Origin of the sequence: Sinobaca qinghaiensis (assembly GCF_003610495.1) — a bacterium.
Lineage (GTDB): Bacteria > Bacillota > Bacilli > Bacillales > Marinococcaceae > Sinobaca > Sinobaca qinghaiensis.
The window spans coordinates 13,825-33,412 of record NZ_RAPK01000009.1 but is presented as its reverse complement, the minus strand read 5'-3'; the positions used below and the strand labels follow the sequence as shown (position 1 = coordinate 33,412).

Below are 19,588 nucleotides of genomic sequence, written 5' to 3'. Positions count from 1 at the left end.
ATGGAGCAGATTAATAAAGAACAGCTTAAGCAGCTGAAAGAAACATCGTCCGGCGCAGTGTTTTATGCTTCTCCCTTCTGCAGGACGTGTCAAATTGCCGAGCGTGTAATAGAACCTATGAGAAAATTGTACGACGTTCCTTTTTACAAAGTAAATATTAACGAAATTCCTCAGGAAGCTGTAACGGAAAAAATACAGAGCGTTCCCTGCCTGATTGTTTTTAAAGACGGGGAGCCGGTTAAAAAAATGTATACGTTCGATAATCCGCCTTATGTGCTCGAACAGCTTCACGGTGAACTTCAAAGTACGCTGAAATAAGGAGTTATGAAGAATGAATGCACCAGATTTTCAACTGCAGGATATATATAGTGAAACGACTCATCAGCTGGAAGAATGGAAAGGTACGCCGCTGATTCTTACGTTTTGGGCTTCCTGGTGCCCGGATTCCATGAAGGATCTTCATTACAAACATTTGTTTTACGAGCAGATGGACAAAGAAGTAATGGGTTTCTTAACGATTAACGTTACGGGACGAGAAGGAAAAGAAGAAGACGCTGTTCAATTTCTTGAAAAAACGGGCTACAGCTTTCCCGTTTTAAAAGATAAAGGCACACAGGTCTACGACGCCTATCAGTGCATGGGCGTGCCGACCACTTTTCTGCTGGACGAAAACCTGGAGATTCGGCAAAGCTATTCGGATAAAGCTTCGTTTCCGGAAATTGTCCAGGGCATTCATCAGTTAATGAACAAATAAAAACAGACTGAAAAGACCCCCACCATTGGTGGGGGTCTTTTTTGATACCAGCAGAAAACATCTCCCGCCAAGTATAAGTTATTTAGGCTTCTTTCCCGTTTTTATAATATTTTTCATCTGATCTTTGTTCGGATAATCTCCGGCGTCATACTGTTCCATCACCCAGGTTTTGTCGTATTCAACCCGTTCGATAGTAGCGTCTACCTGGCCGTTTTCTATGCGGATAAGTGCAAATGAAGGGCGGGGGTCCTCGTCAAACGGCAGGCCGATGCTGCCTGTATTGATAATGGTTTTAGCACCTATTTTACGGACAAAAGGTGTGTGAATATGGCCGTAAATGTATATGTCGGCCTCTTCAGCCGAAGCAAGCTTCTCCAGCATTTCTTCGTCATCCGCATCTGCGGGCACTACCTCGAAGAGACTCGATGGAACTGCATGGAAAGCGTGCATGACAATGCCGTCTTCCAACTCGTCGAGAAAATAGGTAGGAAGCTTTTCCAGGTAAGCCAGATCTTCTTCCGTGAGGCGTTCAAGCGCCCAATCTCTTTCCTGGTTCATCAGGCCGAGCGCTTTGTCCGGCACTTCTCCTTTTTTGATTCCTCTGGTAATCCATTCGTCCGCGTTGCCTTTTAATACTTTGGCAGGAGTAGATCGTATGGTTTCAAGGGCGTTCTTAGGTTCAGGCCCTCTAAAGCTTAAATCCCCGATAATATACATCTTGTCAATTTTTTGTTCTGCGAGTACCCGGAGTACCGATTTTAGTGCTCTTGCATTTCCGTGAACATCTGATAAAACTGCTATCTTCATAATAATGACCTCCTTGAACTTCTGCCTCTAACAGCTTTACAGCTGATTTCCTTACTAGTATACCCTATCCCGGCTTTTTCATACATGCAGACCTGGATATTCCTTTGAAAGCGAATCGTGTAAATTGGCTGAGCGAAACGAGGGTATGTTACAATTTAAAAGAAATAAAACCCGATAAGACAGGAAAGGCAGGATGATAAAATGAGAATTACTTCGATAGAACCAACACCAAGTCCTAATACGATGAAGTTGACCCTCGATGAGTCGTTGGAGGCCGGCAAAAGCCACAACTTCACGTTAAAAAATAAAGATGAAGCCCCGGAGGCAATCCAGAAAATTTTTACCGTGGAAGGAATCAAAGGCGTATACCATGTAGCCGATTTCATGGCCATTGAACGGCACCCGAAAGCTGACTGGAAAGAGCTGCTTCCTCAGGTTAGGAATTTATTCGGAGAAAAAATGGAAGTTTCCGCCGATGGAGGAGAAGAAGGAACCGAGGCATTTGGTGAAGTAATGATTCAAAAGCAGATGTTTAAAGGAATTCCGATGCAGCTGAAAATTATGGCAGGCGAAGAGGAAAAGCGTCAGGGTCTCCCTGAACGGTTTCAGGAAGCTGCTTTTAAAGCTCAAAAAGAAGACGACAACATTGTGCTGCAAAGAAAATGGGAAGAGCACGGCATCCGTTATGGAAATGACCTTGATGCTATCGGCGCAGAAGTAGCGGAAGAAATTTCTGCTGTCTACAATCAGGAACGGCTGGATCGTCTCGTGAAAATGGCGTTATCCGAGGATGAAAATAGTGAGCAGTACGCGCAGCGTTTCAAAAAAGTAACGCTCGATATGCTGGATGTTCCGGATTGGAAAGAGCGGTATGCGCTGCTTGAGCAGATGGATCCAAAAGAGGAAGATATTCCAGTTCTGGAAAAAGCGCTCAGTGATGAGAAATCATCTATCAGAAGACTTGCTGTCATGTATCTGGGAATGATTGAAGATCCAGTTATTCTGCCGTATCTGACAATGGGATTAAACGACAAGTCGGTAACCGTAAGACGTACGGCTGGAGACTGCTTTTCCGATTTAGGCGACACGGGCGGCATTCCGGCAATGATCGAAGCGCTCGAAGACAAAAATAAACTGGTACGCTGGCGCGCAGCTATGTTTCTTTATGAAGTAGGAGATCATTCCGCTGTGCCTGCACTTCGGAAAACTGCAGAAGATCAGGAGTTTGAAGTGGCCCTTCAGGCGCAGATGGCACTCGAGCGTATTGAAGGCGGAGAAGAAGCAAAGGGATCTGTTTGGAAACAGATGACAGAACGGATGTCAGAAGGTAAATAATACACGGGCGGGAGGTTATTTTAATGACTAAAGACGAAGTGAAACACAAGCTGAAAGAAAAGCAGCTCAGCGAAGCACTGGAGCTGGTAGAGGATGCTGAAAAAGGCCACCTGGATGAACTGGAGCTGGTTCGTTCGCTCGGTCTGCTTGCTGATGAAGAACTAAACAGGGAAACGCTGGCCGTTTTGGAAAACGAAGGCGTTACGATCATTTATGTTGAAGAGGATGACGAATGACTTCCCGTCCTCTCCCTTCCCAGAAAATATCTAAAAAAGCATTATCAGTATGGAGAATTAAAGGAGCAATCGAAGCGCTGGTTTATTTAGCGCTTCCGGCTGCTCTGCTTATTTTTACCATCCGGCAGGACTGGCCGGTATGGATTGTAAGCATTGTTCTTCCTGTAATCGCTGTCTTTGCCATTTGGAAAGCCTGGTTTTTTCCCGCCATGACATGGAAACGCTGGCGGTATGAAGTGTATGAAAAAGAAGTGGAGCTGAGGCGCGGCGTAGTAATTACGAAGCATACGCTTATTCCAATGTCCCGTATCCAGCATGTAGATACAGCTCAGGGGCCTCTCTATAAAAAATATGGACTTTCGGCCCTTACCATTTCCACCGCTGCCGGTATTCATGAAATTCCAGCACTAGCCGAGGAAGTGGGGCAGGATCTGAGAGACCACATTTCGAGACTTGCAGAAGCGGAAGATAGTTTATACAGCAGGAAAGAAGCTGATGCGGATGACGAATAGCTGGAAACGGATGCACGGCGCGGCGGTAGTAGTTCTCTTCGTATCTCGTATAAAAGACTTTATTTTCCCGCTGCTTTTAACCTTTTTTGCAGGCGGAACAGGCACTTTATTCGGCCAGGAGTGGATATTTCCTGCTCTGCTGCTTGTTTTATTTCTGCATAGTTTGTTTTCCTGGCTGTTTTTCCGGTTCCGGCTGGAAGAGCAGGAGCTTCGTATTAAACAAGGTATATTTGTAAAAAAAAGACGGTACATACAGCGGAAAAAAGTGCAGTCTGTCGATATTTCGGCCGGCATTATCCAAAGAACGTTCGGCCTCGTAAAAATTAAAATAGAAACAGCCGGAGGCGGCATGGTTCCGGAAGTAAGCATCATTGCGCTGTCAAAAGATGATGCAGAAGAAATCCGTGAGTCTCTTCTTTACGGAGCAGCTGAATCTGTATCCCTGGAAGAAACCGATGCAGTAGATGAGGATACTGCAGTTGAAAAGACGCGGGAGGAAGTTACGTATCAAAAAAAAATACCGGCCCGCTATATTTTTTACGCAGGGATCACTTCGGGAAAGGTGGGCCTGTTCTTTTCCGCTGCAGCCGCTATATTTTCGCAGTTTGATCAATTCATCCCGGAATCTTTTTATGAAAGCACTGTAGGATATATTCTGGATTTAAGCCTTTGGTTTCTCGTATTGTTTTTCTTTTTAATTGCGATTATCGCATGGGTCGGCTCTACAGTGGTTACGATGCTTCAGTACGGGCAGTTTGAGATCAAGCTGATTAATAAAGAAATGATTATCAAGCGGGGCCTGTTGGAAAAAAAGCAGCTTACGCTTCGGCCTGAACGGATTACAAGCGTCCGCTACACGTGCAATCCGCTTCAGCAGATGCTCGGTTTTTGGAGAATTTACATCGACAGTGCGGGTGGCGGCTCAGAAAAAGAATCGTTTTCCACCGTCCTGCTGCCGCTTGGTTCAAAAACTATGGCAGAAGAAATCATACATCACATCCGTCCGGATCTGCAGATGGAGCCGGGTCTCGCGCGCGTGCCAAAGCGTGCAGCAAGGCGCTATATATTCCGGGCCTCCTGGATGGGATGGCTGCTGGCAGTGGCTGCAGCTATCTGGGTGCCGTATGGAAGCATGTTATTTGTTCTGCCGCTGCTGCTGACCTGGCTCGGCTGGACACAGTACCGCTCCGCCGGATTGGCTGAAGATCACAATAAGCTTGTTCTGCAGAACCGGCTTATCAGCAAGCAGCATGCTGTTCTTCCGAAAACGGCAATACAGTCCTACACAAAGCAGTATCATTATTTACAGGAAAGAAATCAGTTATGTTCTATTACGGTCGACATTTTGTCGTCAAGCGGCGGAAGGGAGTTCAGCCTCCGCGATCTGGATACTGAAAAAGGAAAAGATCTTCTCCAGTGGTTTTCAGAACCCGCAGAACAAAAAGAGGTGCCCGCAGACTAGCTGCCGGCACCTCTTTTTTTGAATGAATTATTGATCTGTTTTTTCATTTTTTGTGTAGGCGTTATTGGTATACACATATATTTTGCGCTCTCCATTATCCGCGGTACATTCAAATCGATCATATACATAGTCGGTTTCTTTGTTATGAATGTGCCGCACATAATGATGCTGAATCATTACCGTCAACCCGTTCCGCTGATAGGAAAGAAAGTTAACGCCTTTCAGCGTAGTTTCCGGGCTGCTCTGCAGCAGCTCATATAAAAGGCGGTTATGGCACTCAAGCAGATCGCTGTCTGTCAAAGAGAAGTGCATAAGAGCCTGCTTTAATCCCTGACGGGACGTTTTATCCAGTTCATTTAATAAAATCGTATAAGGCTCAAACTGTTCGGGATGAATGCGGACCCAGTCGTGGTTACGCAGAGTAAGAATATCACCGGACTCATCGGCAAAGCGGAACCCTTTAACATGCGTAACGTTTACCCAGCCCTGCCTGGGATCGGCTGCTTCCAGTTGAAATGGACAGTTAGCCAGTTCCAGCACATCTCCCATTTTAGGCTCGGTTAAATAAATAACGTCTTTGGATTTTTCGATTTTGTAATAAATGTAGTGCACATCATCCAAAGGAGGGTGCAATGCTGTATCCTTCGGTGACAGCTGACGGAGAATATCATTATACTGCTTCATTTCCAGGGAGTTCTGCCTGCTGCGCTCTGTAATCTGAGCTTTTTTATCTTCAATCGCTTCCGATAATGTAACCGAAAATGAAACCTGCTGCCGGTCCGGAGACACGGGCAGAATTTTCTGTCCACTGACATGCATTGTTTTACCAGGCTTGTCCAGCAGAGTATCAATTTTGGAGAAGACAGGCAGCGTAAATATGCCGGTCACTGTTACTTCGCCATTCCACACCTGTTGAGGCGGTGTAATTATCGAATGTAATGTAGCAAAAAATGTTCCTTCATTTCCAAGGTCGATCAAAACGGTCCGGCCCTGCTGTTGCTTTGCATCTGCTCGATTCACAAAAAAACCTCCAATTGCATATATATAACTATTTATCGTTCGTGGAAATGTATTCATTATAAGCAATTCCTGTTCCTTTTCGCAAGAATTAGTTATTCTGCTGCTTCTTTTTAACGTAATCAAGAAGACCCATTGCGCAGACATACAAATCCAGCTGCAAAAGGTATTTGAATGGATCCCCGTCAGGCAGAGGGGGAAGTTTGTAAAAACCAAGAATGTCTTTATACAATTCTGCCCGGAGGTGTTCCAGCTCATTTTCTTTACCGGCCGATTCTTCTGCTGTCTGCACAAAAACAGGAAGCCAATAACGAATCTGACTGCTGACTTCTTCTAGATCCTCCGTTTTACCGAAATGGCCAAAATAAATAGCAGCAGGCTTCATAGCAGTTAGGTGATCGAGGGAGGCAAGCATCTGCTCCGGTCTGAACTGGTTCGGCGAAGTAGACGGAAGAAAAATCTGCCTGTCGTACTGTAGCGCGTCTACATATTGGATACCTGCTGTATCCCCTGTAAAGACCCCATTAGTCAAGCTGTCATGAATACTAATATGGTGATCAGCATGTCCCGGTGTATGGTAGAACGTCAGCGTTCTACCGGCCGCAAGAGAGAGCGTCTCTCCATCTGCTGCAGACAAAATGCGTGCTTCCGGTACAGGGAGCACTGGATTAAACAGCTCATCAAAATCGTCGCCATATACCGCTTTGGCTCCTTTAATAAGCTTGGAAGGGTCTGCTAAATGGCGGGCTCCTTTAGGATGTACGATCAGTTCGGCATCCGGGCATTCCTGAATAAGCAGGCCTGCTCCCCCCGCATGGTCAAGATGAATATGTGTCACAATTATATACCGGATGTCTTTAATCGAAAAGCCGATTTTCTGCAGGTTTTCTTTTAAGCGGGGAATAGAAGGACTGGGGCCTGTTTCAATTACTGCGAGTGTTCCGCCGGTTAAAATGTAAGTGCCGGTACGTCCAGGTACCGATAAATCCATTCCATCGGATATCCACAACTCATCGTCTAATTTCATTATTTTCTCTGACTGGTTCATAACACCACTCCTTTATGTAAAGGCTTACAAAAAATAAAACCAAAAAGCGGCGGCAGGCTACCGCTGGTCTTTGGGCGGGTATCTTTTTTCATGAAGCTTGAACAAATAATCAACGCGCTCTGCCTTTAATGCATCTACTTTTCGGTGCAGGCCTTCGAGAGTGGAGCGCATCTGCCGTAAAGTAGACGTGAGCTCTTCCTGGCGTATGAGCTGATTGTCAGGCGAAAGGAGGCGGTAGGCTTCGAGCAGGGAGGGAATGTCTTTTTGAAGCATGCGTTTGACAGTATATCTCTCCTCGAGGTCGAGAAGGTCATAATGCTGCGTAATCTCCCTGGCCTCCTGAACAATTTCCATAAGGCAGCGTTCCGATGCGCGTGATAAACCGGAGCGTGCCAGCTTTATATGGCTTTCCGTTTTATAAATAAATTGAAACGGCTCCTCGGAGGAGTCGACAAAATGTTTGTCTTCTGTAGTCAGCGTTGAAGAAGCTGCCGGCTCCAGTGCAGGCAGGCGGCCGAGCAGCTGGTCATCGAGCTGCTCGAGCTTATAAAATACGCCTTGAAAAAAACGGGACTTTCGGATGCTTCGTAAATACGTTTCCCCGTTTTTCCGGTATTGAATATAGGCCTCTTTAAAACGATTCTGTTTGGAGCCGGGGTTATATGCTTTTCGGACATATTCAATCGTGACGCGCTTTTTAATGGCAGCTTCCGATTTATACGTTTCATAGCTCAGCAGCCGCATCCGTTTCTGATTAACACGGAGTCTGAAGTAAAATGTCTTTCCGGATTTTTTAAAGGTCTGGGTTGTTTTTACCTGTTTTCCAAACTCGATCAGCCGGTCCAGTGCAGCTTCTATATCCTGAATCATTACCAGACCGTGCGCATCAGAAAATATCTGGTCTTCTACCTGCCGACGGTGGTCTGGAATAAAACGGTCCACCCACGGATGGGCCATCCAATTCTTCGCCATGTCTACCACCTCTTTGCTTTCACTTAATCGAGCAGCTTTGTTTTCATCTGTTTATTTAATTCATCCAGTTCGGAAATAAATTGTTTTCCGGAATGGACAATGCGCTCGTTGGATTGTTCGGTCAACTCAATAGCTGTTTGTACATCTGCGTATGCTTTTTTGAAGGTTTCCATTGCTACTGCAGGTTCTTCAAGCGTACGAAGTGTATCTTCCGTATTGGTTTTCAGCATCTGTGCGTTAGTCAGTATCATATTTTCCGTCGCCTCATTGACGCTGTTTACAGCGTTTATGACGTTTCGCTGGTTGCCAAGCGCCAGTTGTATCGAAGCGGTTACCGTAATAATATTTTTGGTCATCGTGATAGCATTAAATACGGCTTCTTCAAGTTTTTCATTGTTTTCTTTAATAAGATCGACACTTGCCAGCGATTGTTGAAGAACCATCACAGCCTGGCTCATGTTTTTCACGCGGGAGATAACCTTAACCTGGCCTTTTTGAAGTTCAGCCGGATTGTCTTTCCATTCTTCTGTCGTCATTTCCTGTTCAAGCATGTCATTAAGCTGCCGTCCGGTCTCAATTTGTTTTTCCAGATCTTCAATCCGCTCCCGGGCTGTTATTTTAAGCTGATCGAGCATCAGGTTATCTTCCTGCAGCTTATCCCGGCCGATAAGGAGGGCTTCCACAATATTTTCCACCTGTGCTTCCACGGTTTCGTATTTTTTGGAATATTGTTCTACCGGATTCCGCCGGAGCAGTTTGTTCCAGGTTTTCTGCAGTTTTGTTTCCTTAAGGTATTCAGGTTCCAGTTCGCTGACCATACTTTTAAGTTCATACAGCCTGTCCGGAAGGTCGTTTCCTTCCTGGTTCATCATTTCTTTTACAGGCCTTTTTAAAGAGTCAAGCGAATCCCCGGCATTTTTCTGTTCGGACTGGCCCAGGCCGCCGAGAGAAGTCAGCAGGGCATCTGTATCTTTCGATTCGCGGAACCGCTGTATAAACTGTTCCGCTTCTTTCGTTGTATTTTTTTCTTTCGTTTCATTGAGGTGTTCATTTGTATCCATTCTGTATCCTCCTTTGGATTCGGTCGAAAGCATACTGGTCTATATTGAAAATATTATATCATTTTGCCGGAAACTGTGTGCAAATGACTTCCTATTTTACTCATTATTAGATACGATTAACCTCATCACTCGTTTCATTTGGAATACCATTGAGAAACAGAGAGAAAGCGGTTTGTTAAAAAAAAGGAGCGTTTAACGTGTTTTCCTATTATTTTACCCTTGAAGAGGCAAATAAAACCCTGGAAGGCCTGACTGAGGAGATGGCTGGTCTCCAGGAGCTGCAGCTGGAGTATCGTGAGCTTCTTGCCTCACGCCTGCGTTTCAAGCAGGAAAGTTTCATCAGCGCTGCAGCAAAAGAAGAAGAACTGTTTGTACTGGAAGCAGGAATTGATTTTCTGGAGTTTCAGTCCCGAATGCTTATAAAACAGCTGGAAAAACAGAGTATTTTTGTAAAAAGCATCGATCAGGGCCTGGTTGATTTTCCGGCCAGAATGGACGGCGCTCCGGTTCTTTTATGCTGGAAGCAGGGAGAGACCGAGATAGCACACTATCACGGGGTTTTTGAAACGTACCGGAAAAGAAAAAAAGTAAATTATATAGATGACTGAGCAGGGGAGAAGCACATGTGTTTATTAACAATGAGCTATAATATGAGGTCGGACTATCCATTAATTATTGCTGCCAACCGCGATGAATTTTTTGAAAGACCGACAGAGCCTCTTCATATCTGGGAGAACTCGCCGATTATCGCAGGAAAAGATGTAAAGCTCGGCGGCACCTGGATGGGAGTGACAAAAGCCGGTCGGTTTGCTCTTGTTACGAATGTAAGAAACCCGTTTGAAAAACCAGGCGATCTGTCCAGAGGTTTCATCGTGAAAGAAGCGCTGGAGGCGGATGATTTAGAAACATATTTAGAAAAGCTTCATCAGAGCAGCAGCCGCTACTCCGGTTATAACCTGCTGGCAGGCAGTCTTGAGGGGGTTTATTATCACTCCAATCAAAGCAGCCGGAAACCAGAGCGTCTTGAGCAGGGCCTTTACGGGCTAAGCAATGCAGCGCTTAACACTCCGTGGCCTAAAGTGGAAGAGCTGAAATCAGGAGTAGGTGAGGCTGCTGCCCGCAGTGAGATCAGTAAAGAAGAGTTGTTTACCTGTCTATCAAGCGAACGGAAATACAAACAGTCAGACCTTCCGGATACAGGAGTCGGGAAAGAACTTGAACAGAATCTTTCTTCGGTTTTTATAAAAATGAAAGAATACGGCACAAGATCTCAAACTATTTTGTTAATGGATAATAAGGGCGGAGTGGAAATAACCGAACGTCTTGTAAACAACGATGCAAATGGGGCAGAAGATCGGACGATTTCGTTTACGTCAGAAAATATCCATCAAAACTGACTGTATAATTATGTAACTACCTTTATCACTATACACTCATTGAATAAATGAAAGATTCTGTTAAACGCTGAAAGAAAGCGTTTTCAATACTTTTTATCGATGTGAAATAATTTGCCGAAATGTCAGAAAAATGATATGCTTTTGTATATTAAATATGAAGTAATTGAATTATATATAGTAGCAGAGGGGTGGAGAGGGCAATGACAAAGCCTGTATATTCACGGAGGGAGGGTCTTTACGACTCTCAATTTGAGCATGATAACTGTGGTATTGGTTTTCTTGCAAATATTAAAGGAAAAAGGTCGCACGATATAATAGAAAAAGCGATGCAGATCTTAAGAAATCTTGAACATAGAGGCGGCCAGGGGGATGAGCCGAATACAGGGGACGGAGCAGGTGTCCTGCTGCAGGTGCCGCACCGTTTCTTTAAAGAAGAGGCGGAATTAGGGTTTACTCTTCCGGAAGAAGGTTTTTACGGAGTAGGCATGGCCTTTTTATCCAATGATTCCTCGAGACGCCGTCAGTGTGAGCAGCAGGTGGAAGATATAATCAGCCAGGAGGGTGCAGAGCTTCTGGGATGGAGAGACGTTCCATTTGATGACAGCACCCTCGGAAAAGCTGCTTTAAAAGCAATGCCGGCGATCCGTCAGGTATTTGTTAAACGGCCTGACCACATTAAAAGCAGAAAAGCCTTTGAACGGGCGCTGTATATTATACGCAAACGCAGCGAAGACGAAGCTCATAATGGACTTCAGGAAAACGACGCTTTCTATTTCGCGAGCTTTTCCTCCCAGACCATTGTATATAAAGGGATGCTTACAACAGCGCAGGTAAAAGAATTTTATCTGGATATTTCCAATCCGGCGTTTGATACAGCGGTAGCTCTTGTACACTCGCGTTTTTCAACGAATACATTTCCGAGCTGGGAAAGAGCCCACCCGAACCGTTATTTAATTCATAACGGCGAAATTAACACGATTAAAGGAAACGTAAACTGGATGCACGCGAGAGAAGCCATTTTCCGTTCAGAAGTATTTGAAAAGGATATTAATAAAATACCTGTTATTGATCAAAGCGGAAGCGACTCGGCGATGTTTGACAATGCGTTTGAATTTTTAACGCTTGCCGGCCGCAGAATGCCTCATGCAGCAATGATGATGATTCCGGAGCCTTGGCAGAATGATGCTTCAATCAGCGAAGAGAAAAAAGCGTTTTACCAGTTTCACAGCACGCTGATGGAGCCGTGGGACGGCCCAACTGCCATAGCATATACCGACGGCAGGCAGGTTGGGGCCTGTCTGGACCGGAATGGACTCCGTCCTGCCCGGTATTATGTAACAAAAGATGACCACATTTTAATGTCTTCCGAAGTTGGTGTGCTCGATATCGAGCCTGAGGATGTACTGTATAAAGAAAGGCTTCATCCAGGCCAGATGCTTCTTGTTGATATGCAGGAAGGCAGAATCATTCCGGATGAGGAGATCAAGCACGAAATCGCTTCAGAAAAGCCTTATAAGCAGTGGGTCGAAGAACACATGGTCGACCTGGAAGATGTACTGGAAAGCCGTGAGGTCTACAATACAGACTTTGAACAGCTTGAAACAAAACAGCTGGCTTTCGGCTATACGTATGAAGAAATGGAAAAAATGATCAAGCCGATGGCGCTGGAGGGTGCAGATCCTGTAGGTTCTATGGGTTACGATTCCCCGCTGGCGGTACTTTCTAAACGTCCGCAGCTTTTATACAATTATTTCAAACAGCTGTTCGCCCAGGTGACGAACCCGCCTATTGATGCGATACGTGAAGAACTGGTAACGGCAGTAGGCACTTCGATTGGACGCCAGGGAAATCTGCTTCATCCAGAACCGGAAAGTGCAAGACATCTTTATTTGAAGACGCCTTTCATTAATAACGAAGATTTGGCGAAGCTGCGCTCTAATAAGAGAGAAGGCTTAAAATCGGTCACGCTTTCTATGGTCTTTAAAAGCAAAAAAGGAGCCAGAGGCCTGAAACCGGCTTTAGACAGATTGTTCCATGCCGCAGACCGTGCGGTTGAGCAGGGAGCTACCGTGCTTATATTGAGTGACAGGGATGTTAACAAAAATTATGCGCCGATTCCGGCTCTGCTTGCCTTGTCCAGCCTGCATCATCATTTGATCCGAAACGGCCTGCGCACACAGGTCAGCCTTGTGGTGGAATCAGCAGAACCGAGAGAAGTCCATCATTTTGCCGTGCTTCTTGGTTACGGAGCAGAAGCAATTAATCCTTATTTAGTTTTTGATTCACTTGACGCTATGGTTAGAGATGGTCTGATGGAAGATACATCTTACGTAGAGTCGGTGCAGACATATATTAAAGCAGTAACAAAAGGTGTAATGAAAGTATTGTCCAAAATGGGCATATCCACCATCCAAAGCTACCGCGGCGCCCAGATATTTGAAGCTGTTGGTATTGATACACAGGTAATAGATGACTACTTCACCTGGACGCCTTCCCGAATCGGCGGCGTCACGCTTGATATGATTGGTGAAGAAGTAATGATGCGCCACCGCCGTGCCTACACAGACCTTGCAGGGCAGGATAAAACGCTTGATCCCGGGGATGATCTGCAGTGGAGAAGAAACGGCGAGCCGCACCAGTACAATCCGCATACGATTCATATGCTGCAGCATGCTACGAAGCGAAAAGACTATAAATTATTCAAAAAGTATTCAGATGCTATTGATAAGCAGGAAAAAGAACAAACGACCCTGCGCGGGCTGCTTGCTTTCAAAAAGAACGGTCTTGATCCCATTTCTATTGATGAGGTAGAGCCGGTATCCAATATCGTAAAACGATTTAAAACAGGCGCCATGTCTTTTGGATCAATATCTGAAGAAGCCCATGAAGCGCTTGCTATTGCAATGAACCGAATTGGAGGGAAATCCAACACAGGTGAAGGCGGGGAAAACCCGAAGCGCTTTACGGCGGAAGAAAATGGAGACTTAAAACGAAGCGCGATCAAGCAGGTTGCCTCCGGAAGATTTGGTGTTACGAGTCATTATCTTGTTAATGCTGATGAAATCCAGATCAAGATTGCCCAGGGCGCTAAACCTGGTGAAGGCGGTCAGCTTCCTGGTAATAAAGTGTATCCATGGGTCGCAGAGGTACGTGGAACGACGGCCGGAGTAGGTCTGATTTCTCCACCTCCGCACCATGATATATATTCGATTGAAGATCTGGCGGAGCTGATACATGATTTAAAAAATGCCAATCCTGAAGCGCGTGTGAGCGTAAAGCTTGTGTCGGGAACGGGAGTCGGAACGATTGCTGCAGGTGTTGCAAAGGGACGCGCCGACCACCTCGTAATCAGCGGCTATGATGGAGGAACGGGTGCGGCAGCGAGAACGAGCCTCAAGCACACCGGGCTTCCATGGGAAATCGGACTGGCTGAAACACATCAGACGCTTGTTCTTAATAACCTCCGCGACCGCATAACCGTAGAAACTGATGGAAAGCTTATGACAGGAAGAGATGTAGCGATCGCGACTCTTCTCGGTGCAGAAGAGTATGCATTTTCAACCGCTCCGCTTGTCGTACTTGGATGTATTATTATGAGAGTCTGTCACCTTGATACATGTCCGGTCGGTGTAGCTACGCAGAACCCGGAGCTTCGCAAGAAGTTTATGGGTACTCCGGATGATGTAGTGAACTTTATGGAATTTGTAGCGGAAGAAATGCGTGAAATCATGGCAGAGCTTGGTTTTAAAACCATCGATGAAATGGTAGGGCGCACGGATCTTCTGGAACAAAAACAGGAAGTAGACAACTGGAAGGCAAAAACGGTTGATTTAACCAATCTGCTGTACCGTCCAAGAAAGCTGGATCAGTCCAAGCATTTTGGAACCATTAAGCAGGATCATTCCCTTGATGTATCGCTTGACCGCACAACGCTCATGAAAGCGGCAGAACCCGCTCTTGAAAGCGGTGAGCCGGTATTTGGAGAGTTTGCTATTCAGAATACGGACCGGGTGGCCGGAACGATTGTCGGCAGTGAATTGACGAAGCGGTACGGAAGCGCAGGCCTGCCGGATGACACGATCCGCTTTACCTTTAAAGGCTCCGCAGGTCAGAGCTTTGGTGCTTTTGTGCCAAAAGGAATGACGCTGAATCTAATTGGGGATGCCAATGACTATATCGGCAAAGGTTTGTCCGGTGGAAAGATAACGGTAGTACCACCTGATGAGGCAACGTTTGCTGCTGAAGAAAACATTATTATTGGAAATACGACCTTTTACGGAGCTACTTCAGGAGAAGCATATGTCCGCGGTATGGCGGGCGAACGATTTGCTGTTAGAAACAGCGGTATAAAAGTAGTCGTTGAAGGTGTGGGAGACCACGGCTGTGAGTACATGACCGGAGGAGTGGTCGTAAACCTCGGCACGTGCGGCAGAAACTTTGCAGCGGGTATGTCCGGAGGAGTGGCGTACGCCCTTGATACGGACGGCCATTTTGAAACGCACTGCAATACAGAAATGGTTCACCTCGAGAAGGTCGAAAGCGATGAAGATAAAAACGAATTAAAGCAGCTGGTGGAAAATCACCTTAAGTATACAGACAGTGCCCTTGCTGATAGCATTCTTCAGGACTGGGACAATAAAGTAAATGCATTTGTCAAAGTGATTCCTCATGATTTCAAACAGATGCTGTCCTTTATCGCAAAAGCTAAAAACAGTGGTCTTGATGAACAGGAAGCAATCATGCAGGCTTTTGATGAAAGCAAACTCAGCAAGGCGGAAGCAGGAAAAAACTAATAAGACAGCTGAAGGGGAAGATGGTTTTTCTTCCCTTGTCTTAACACATAGGTTTAATAGAAAAGAATGTCTGGAGTGAAGGAAATGGGGAAACCTACTGGATTTATGGAGTATAAGAGAGAGACTCCATCAAAGAGAGATCCGCTTGCCAGAGTGAAAAACTGGCAGGAGTTTACGATTATCATGCCTGAAGAAAAAGTGGAAAAGCAGGCAGCCCGTTGTATGGACTGTGCAGTTCCTTTTTGCCAGACAGGTACGTCTATGCCCGGTTCCGGTGATATAGGCTGCCCGGTATACAATCTTATTCCGGAGTGGAACGACCTGGTCTACCGCGGAAAATGGAAAGAAGCCCTGATTAGACTTCATAAAACAAACAATTTTCCCGAATTCACCGGAAGAGTCTGTCCGGCCCCGTGCGAAGGTTCCTGTACGGTGGCAATCAGCGATGATCCTGTTTCCATTAAATCTATAGAGTTTCAAATTGTAGAAAAAGGTTTTAAAGAAGGCTGGATAAAACCACAGCTTCCCGAGAAAAGAACCGGAAAAAAAGTAGCCGTTATTGGATCGGGTCCGGCAGGACTTTCTGCTGCAGCCCAGCTTAATAAAGCCGGTCACTCAGTGACTGTCTTTGAAAAAGACGATCGGATCGGTGGTTTGCTCACATATGGTATCCCTGATGTGAAGCTTCCTTTTCATGTCGTCAACCGCAGGTTAAATATTATGCGGGAAGAAGGCATTGAATTCCGGACAAGCGTAGAAATTGGTAAAGATATTTCTTCGGATCAATTAAACAATGACTATGATTCCGTGATTTTGTGCACAGGCGCTCAAGTACACCGTGATGTACCGGCTGAAGGGAATGACCTGAAAGGAATTCATTATGCTATGGATTTTCTCCGCCAGAACACGAAATCACTGCTTGATTCCGAGTATTCAGACGAAAATTACATTAATGCAGAAAATAAGAATGTAATCGTAATCGGAGGCGGTGACACTGGAGCGGACTGTATAACTACATCGCTGCGTCACGGCTGTGCTTCTCTTACCCAATTTGACATTAATGTGCAAAAAGATGAGGAAAGAAAAGAAGATAATCCGTGGCCTCTTTATCCAATTGTGCATAGTAAAGAAGATGCACATAAAGAAGCAGAAGCTGTATTTGGAGACGATCCGCGTGCGTATAAAGTTATGACAAAGAAATTTGTCGGCGATGAAAATGGAAATGTGAAAGAGCTTCATACCATTGACGTAAAAACGGAATGGAAAGACGGAGAAAAAATCCGTACAGAAATTCCCAACACTGAACGTGTCTGGAAAGCTGAACTTATACTTCTTGCCGTGGGCTTTACCGGTCCCGAGCAGGAGATCTTAAAAGACATGAAAGTAGAAACCGACAGCCGCAGCAATATTAAAGCGGAATACGGTAAATATGCAACAAGCCGTGAAGGCGTGTTCGCAGCCGGCGACAGCAGACGGGGCCAGAGCCTTGTCGTCTGGGCTATTAACGAAGGCCGTGAAGCAGCAAGAGAATGCGATAGATATTTGATGGGTGCTACTAATTTGGTATAAAAGAAATCCCCGGTCAGCCCGGGGGTTTTCTTTTATACCTTTTTATAATTTCACAAACCATATTAAAAGTGATTTTTCGGCTGGACTTTGTTAAGATGGATGAAACACATCAATAAAAGAGGGAAAAGATGAAAAAAGCATGGAAAATCCTACTTAGAATACTGGCCGTTTATGCTGCGGTGATTGTATTAATTCTTACGGCAACCATTATTACCGTTATGCTTTCGTTTGCCATTATAGTCGCAGATGACCTATTTGGATTAAGCAGTCTGCGCCCAATAGCCGACGACACGTTAACCCCATGGTCTGAGAGGCTCTGGCATTGGTTTGTGCTGATCACCCCCGGGGGCTGAAACATATAATACATTGGAGGAATAACTATTATGGAAACAGCAGTTGTCCGAGTGCCATATAAAACAGGTGTATACATCGGAGAGAAAATAGAAGAAAAGAACGATAAATCATTAATTAAAGTACGGGAAGTGCTTAAGCACCCGAAACAGGGGGATCTGCATAATCCAAATCAAGTGGACGTAGCGATGTTTCATGAGCGTAAGGCACTGGCAGAATTTGAAAAAGTCTGGATTCCCACCGCAATGGTTAAAGAGGCGGAACTGAGCGGCCGGAGCTATAATGAAACGTTAAAGCAGGCATATAATACCTACTTTCAGGAATTGGAAAACAAAGAGACCTCTTTTGATAAGAAGTCTCTGGAAACACTGCAGAAAGCAGCCGAAGATTATAAGTTTTAGTGAAATGAGGAATAGCCGTAGGGTGTACCGGATCGGAGCATGTGGAGCCTTACGGATAGATCAATTAGAAATAGTTCATCAGAGTCATCCAGACTGCAGCCGGTAAGGTTTTCAATTTTTTTTAACCGGTACAAAAGAGACTGGCGGTGAAGGTTCAACGCCCGGGCTGTCTGGCTGACATTTCCTTTGTGCTGGTTGTAGACGACAAAGGTGTGAACGAGGTCGATTCCTCTTTCTTTGGAATATTTACGTAAAGGGGCAATCGTAATTTCGGTAATCTCTTCGAGTTCCTCATTTTCCGTCATGGCAAACAAGGCCCGGTCAAAACGGGTATCAGCGAATGTACTGATAAACCCTTTCTCTTTATGGGCATGTCCAATATCAAGCGCAGCCTTTGCTTCCTGGAAGCTGACATTAAAGCAGTAGCGCCCATATGTTTTTGCCACCCCCCAGGATACTATGGCCTGGGGGTTTTTTTGTTCAAGCCGGTACTGCAGCAGGTCAATAAAAGGGTAAGCCGTTTCAATGCTTTTCTCGGTAAATAGTTCCACAAAAATGATCAACTCTTCTTTTTGAAACGTGCTCATCGTTTTTATATTCATCGTTCGTCCGGCGTGATACGTTTCTTCTTCGAGAATATCCCCAATGGTGCGCAGCCAGTTGGAATAAGAGTGGGAAGCGTGATTGTCGTGCGGGTAAGGCTGGCTGTTTTCCGGCTTGGCAATCAGACATAAATAATCTGTATCCAGATCATAATGAAGAGACTTTGCCCGGGATAGCGTATCGTCCAGGGATTCAAAAGTACCTTTTGCCAGACTCCAGACAAAGTCATCCTTTAAGCGAAGCTCGGTTTCCAATGCTGTCTGGTCATGAAGAAAACAAAGCGCAGATGTTGTTGCTGCATGTTCTAAAAGAATAAGGTGGTCAAGAAGTTCTTTTTCTGCTTTTATTCCTTTACTCGGCCATTGAATTAAAATAAATCCCTGAATTTCCCGTGCGGTCTGCACCGTCAGCTGCAGAATACTGGATTGGGGTGTACTGATCCAGTGCATGTTGCTTGGAAGCGACCTTGTTTCCACCCCATCTTCATATGAATAAGAAAGAGGGTCTCCCTGGTTAAGAAGGTAATCATTCCAAAGAGATTTAAGTCTTTCTGCATTTCGTGTCTGGTGTTTAAAACGCCCCCGGCGGTCGGTAACAATTACCGGCATGTCCAACTGCTTCTGGAGATAAGACGTGATTTCTCCGAGGCCTTCCCCGCGCAGCACAATTTCAAGCAGTTCTTTGCGGATGCTGTCAGACCGTTTAACGGCATCGCGTTCTTCCTGGTTAAGAGCAGAAGAGATCTGCTGGGTTACTTCACTGAAACGAACATCCCAAGGCAGCTGAACGAGAGGGAATTTCTGTTCGCTGCAGTAGGATATGACAGGTTCGGGCAGCTGTGGTATGTAATGTCCGATAGAGACAATCAGCGCAGCGGCACCGGCTTCTTTTACTTCCTTTACAAATGTAAGCAGTTGACTTATTTGGTCTTTGTAGCCAATGCCGGTCGTCAGCACAACTTCATTTTTCCGGACAAAATCCTCCACAGGGGCTTCAATAATAGATACCCATTCCACCTGATTTTGTTTACTTGCTTCATAAGCTGTCAGCAGGAGAGATTGATCCATTACAGGAAGAGCCATTACATCTTTTACGGTAAACATAGGCGTCACCCCCGGTCTTTTTCTACAGTACATTCTATTGTTATTATTGTAGCATATGTTTATGTGAGATAATCTATTATCCAACTTGTCCAGTGCTTATTCAAAACTTTCATACAATTTGATGAATGGAATTAATGGAATGTTTCTATACAATAGAGGTAGACAAG

The 19,588-nt window shown here is 45.3% G+C and carries 18 protein-coding genes; 12 read left to right on the top strand and 6 right to left on the bottom strand.

Going from position 1 to position 19,588, the window contains the following annotated elements:
• Together ATL39_RS09885 and ATL39_RS09880 are read left to right on the top strand one after the other, a co-directional pair.
• Positions 1-318, top strand: coding sequence for a thioredoxin family protein (locus tag ATL39_RS09885; RefSeq protein ID WP_120193200.1), 318 nt, complete (start codon positions 1-3; stop codon positions 316-318).
• Between the two features lie 13 nt (positions 319-331).
• The gene (locus ATL39_RS09880) at positions 332-754 is read left to right on the top strand and encodes a TlpA disulfide reductase family protein (protein WP_120193199.1); all 423 of its coding nucleotides are present in this window, start codon (positions 332-334) and stop codon (positions 752-754) included.
• Positions 755-832: 78 nt separating this feature from the next.
• Here the strand turns inward: ATL39_RS09880 and ATL39_RS09875 are convergent, their stop codons facing one another.
• On the bottom strand, positions 833-1,561 hold the full coding sequence (locus ATL39_RS09875) for a metallophosphoesterase family protein (protein ID WP_120193198.1): 729 nt from the start codon (positions 1,559-1,561) through the stop codon (positions 833-835).
• Positions 1,562-1,762: 201 nt separating this feature from the next.
• Here ATL39_RS09875 and ATL39_RS09870 point away from each other — a divergent pair, with 201 nt between their 5' ends.
• From ATL39_RS09870 to ATL39_RS09855, 4 genes are read left to right on the top strand one after another with little or no spacing between them, the layout of a single operon-like run.
• Positions 1,763-2,896 (top strand): conserved virulence factor C family protein, encoded by a 1,134-nt coding sequence (locus ATL39_RS09870; protein ID WP_120193197.1) that lies wholly within the window; start codon positions 1,763-1,765, stop codon positions 2,894-2,896.
• A 23-nt stretch (positions 2,897-2,919) separates the two neighbouring features.
• The gene (locus ATL39_RS09865) at positions 2,920-3,132 is read left to right on the top strand and encodes a hypothetical protein (RefSeq protein WP_120193196.1); all 213 of its coding nucleotides are present in this window, start codon (positions 2,920-2,922) and stop codon (positions 3,130-3,132) included.
• Positions 3,129-3,644, top strand: a complete 516-nt coding sequence (locus ATL39_RS09860; RefSeq protein ID WP_120193195.1) for a PH domain-containing protein — start codon at positions 3,129-3,131, stop codon at positions 3,642-3,644. The genes ATL39_RS09865 and ATL39_RS09860 overlap by 4 nt, the downstream gene beginning before the upstream one ends.
• The gene (locus ATL39_RS09855) at positions 3,628-5,106 is read left to right on the top strand and encodes a PH domain-containing protein (protein ID WP_120193194.1); all 1,479 of its coding nucleotides are present in this window, start codon (positions 3,628-3,630) and stop codon (positions 5,104-5,106) included. Before ATL39_RS09860 ends, ATL39_RS09855 begins: the two co-directional genes overlap by 17 nt.
• A 27-nt stretch (positions 5,107-5,133) precedes the next feature.
• Here ATL39_RS09855 and ATL39_RS09850 read toward each other — a convergent pair whose 3' ends face one another.
• The 4 genes from ATL39_RS09850 to ATL39_RS09835 all read right to left on the bottom strand — a co-directional run bounded on the left by ATL39_RS09850 (position 5,134) and on the right by ATL39_RS09835 (position 9,204).
• Positions 5,134-6,126 (bottom strand): DUF2777 family protein, encoded by a 993-nt coding sequence (locus tag ATL39_RS09850; protein WP_170146894.1) that lies wholly within the window; start codon positions 6,124-6,126, stop codon positions 5,134-5,136.
• Positions 6,127-6,214: 88 nt separating this feature from the next.
• On the bottom strand, positions 6,215-7,171 hold the full coding sequence (locus ATL39_RS09845; RefSeq protein ID WP_120193192.1) for an MBL fold metallo-hydrolase: 957 nt from the start codon (positions 7,169-7,171) through the stop codon (positions 6,215-6,217).
• Positions 7,172-7,228: 57 nt separating this feature from the next.
• Positions 7,229-8,143: a hypothetical protein gene (locus ATL39_RS09840; protein ID WP_120193191.1), complete on the bottom strand. Its 915-nt coding sequence runs from the start codon at positions 8,141-8,143 to the stop codon at positions 7,229-7,231.
• 23 nt (positions 8,144-8,166) lie between these two features.
• Positions 8,167-9,204: a toxic anion resistance protein gene (locus tag ATL39_RS09835; protein WP_120193190.1), complete on the bottom strand. Its 1,038-nt coding sequence runs from the start codon at positions 9,202-9,204 to the stop codon at positions 8,167-8,169.
• Positions 9,205-9,401: 197 nt separating this feature from the next.
• Between ATL39_RS09835 and ATL39_RS09830 the strand changes: the two genes are divergently transcribed.
• The 6 genes from ATL39_RS09830 (at position 9,402) to kapB (ending at position 17,715) form a co-directional block, all read left to right on the top strand.
• The gene (locus ATL39_RS09830) at positions 9,402-9,812 is read left to right on the top strand and encodes a DUF2203 domain-containing protein (RefSeq protein WP_120193189.1); all 411 of its coding nucleotides are present in this window, start codon (positions 9,402-9,404) and stop codon (positions 9,810-9,812) included.
• A 15-nt stretch (positions 9,813-9,827) separates the two neighbouring features.
• A complete protein-coding gene (locus ATL39_RS09825) occupies positions 9,828-10,601 on the top strand; it encodes an NRDE family protein (RefSeq protein WP_120193188.1) in 774 nt (257 codons plus the stop codon).
• Between the two features lie 200 nt (positions 10,602-10,801).
• Complete coding sequence (gltB, locus tag ATL39_RS09820; protein WP_120193187.1) at positions 10,802-15,394, top strand: glutamate synthase large subunit; 4,593 nt, start codon at positions 10,802-10,804, stop codon at positions 15,392-15,394.
• An 84-nt stretch (positions 15,395-15,478) separates the two neighbouring features.
• The gene (locus tag ATL39_RS09815; protein WP_120193186.1) at positions 15,479-16,963 is read left to right on the top strand and encodes a glutamate synthase subunit beta; all 1,485 of its coding nucleotides are present in this window, start codon (positions 15,479-15,481) and stop codon (positions 16,961-16,963) included.
• 128 nt (positions 16,964-17,091) lie between these two features.
• The gene (locus ATL39_RS09810) at positions 17,092-17,316 is read left to right on the top strand and encodes a hypothetical protein (RefSeq protein ID WP_120193185.1); all 225 of its coding nucleotides are present in this window, start codon (positions 17,092-17,094) and stop codon (positions 17,314-17,316) included.
• A gap of 30 nt (positions 17,317-17,346) precedes the next feature.
• Positions 17,347-17,715: a sporulation phosphorelay system protein KapB gene (kapB, locus tag ATL39_RS09805; RefSeq protein WP_120193184.1), complete on the top strand. Its 369-nt coding sequence runs from the start codon at positions 17,347-17,349 to the stop codon at positions 17,713-17,715.
• Here kapB and ATL39_RS09800 read toward each other — a convergent pair.
• On the bottom strand, positions 17,712-19,421 hold the full coding sequence (locus ATL39_RS09800; protein ID WP_170146893.1) for a PucR family transcriptional regulator: 1,710 nt from the start codon (positions 19,419-19,421) through the stop codon (positions 17,712-17,714). The two genes, kapB and ATL39_RS09800, sit on opposite strands and share 4 nt — an antisense overlap.
• Between the last annotated feature and the right edge of the window lie 167 nt (positions 19,422-19,588).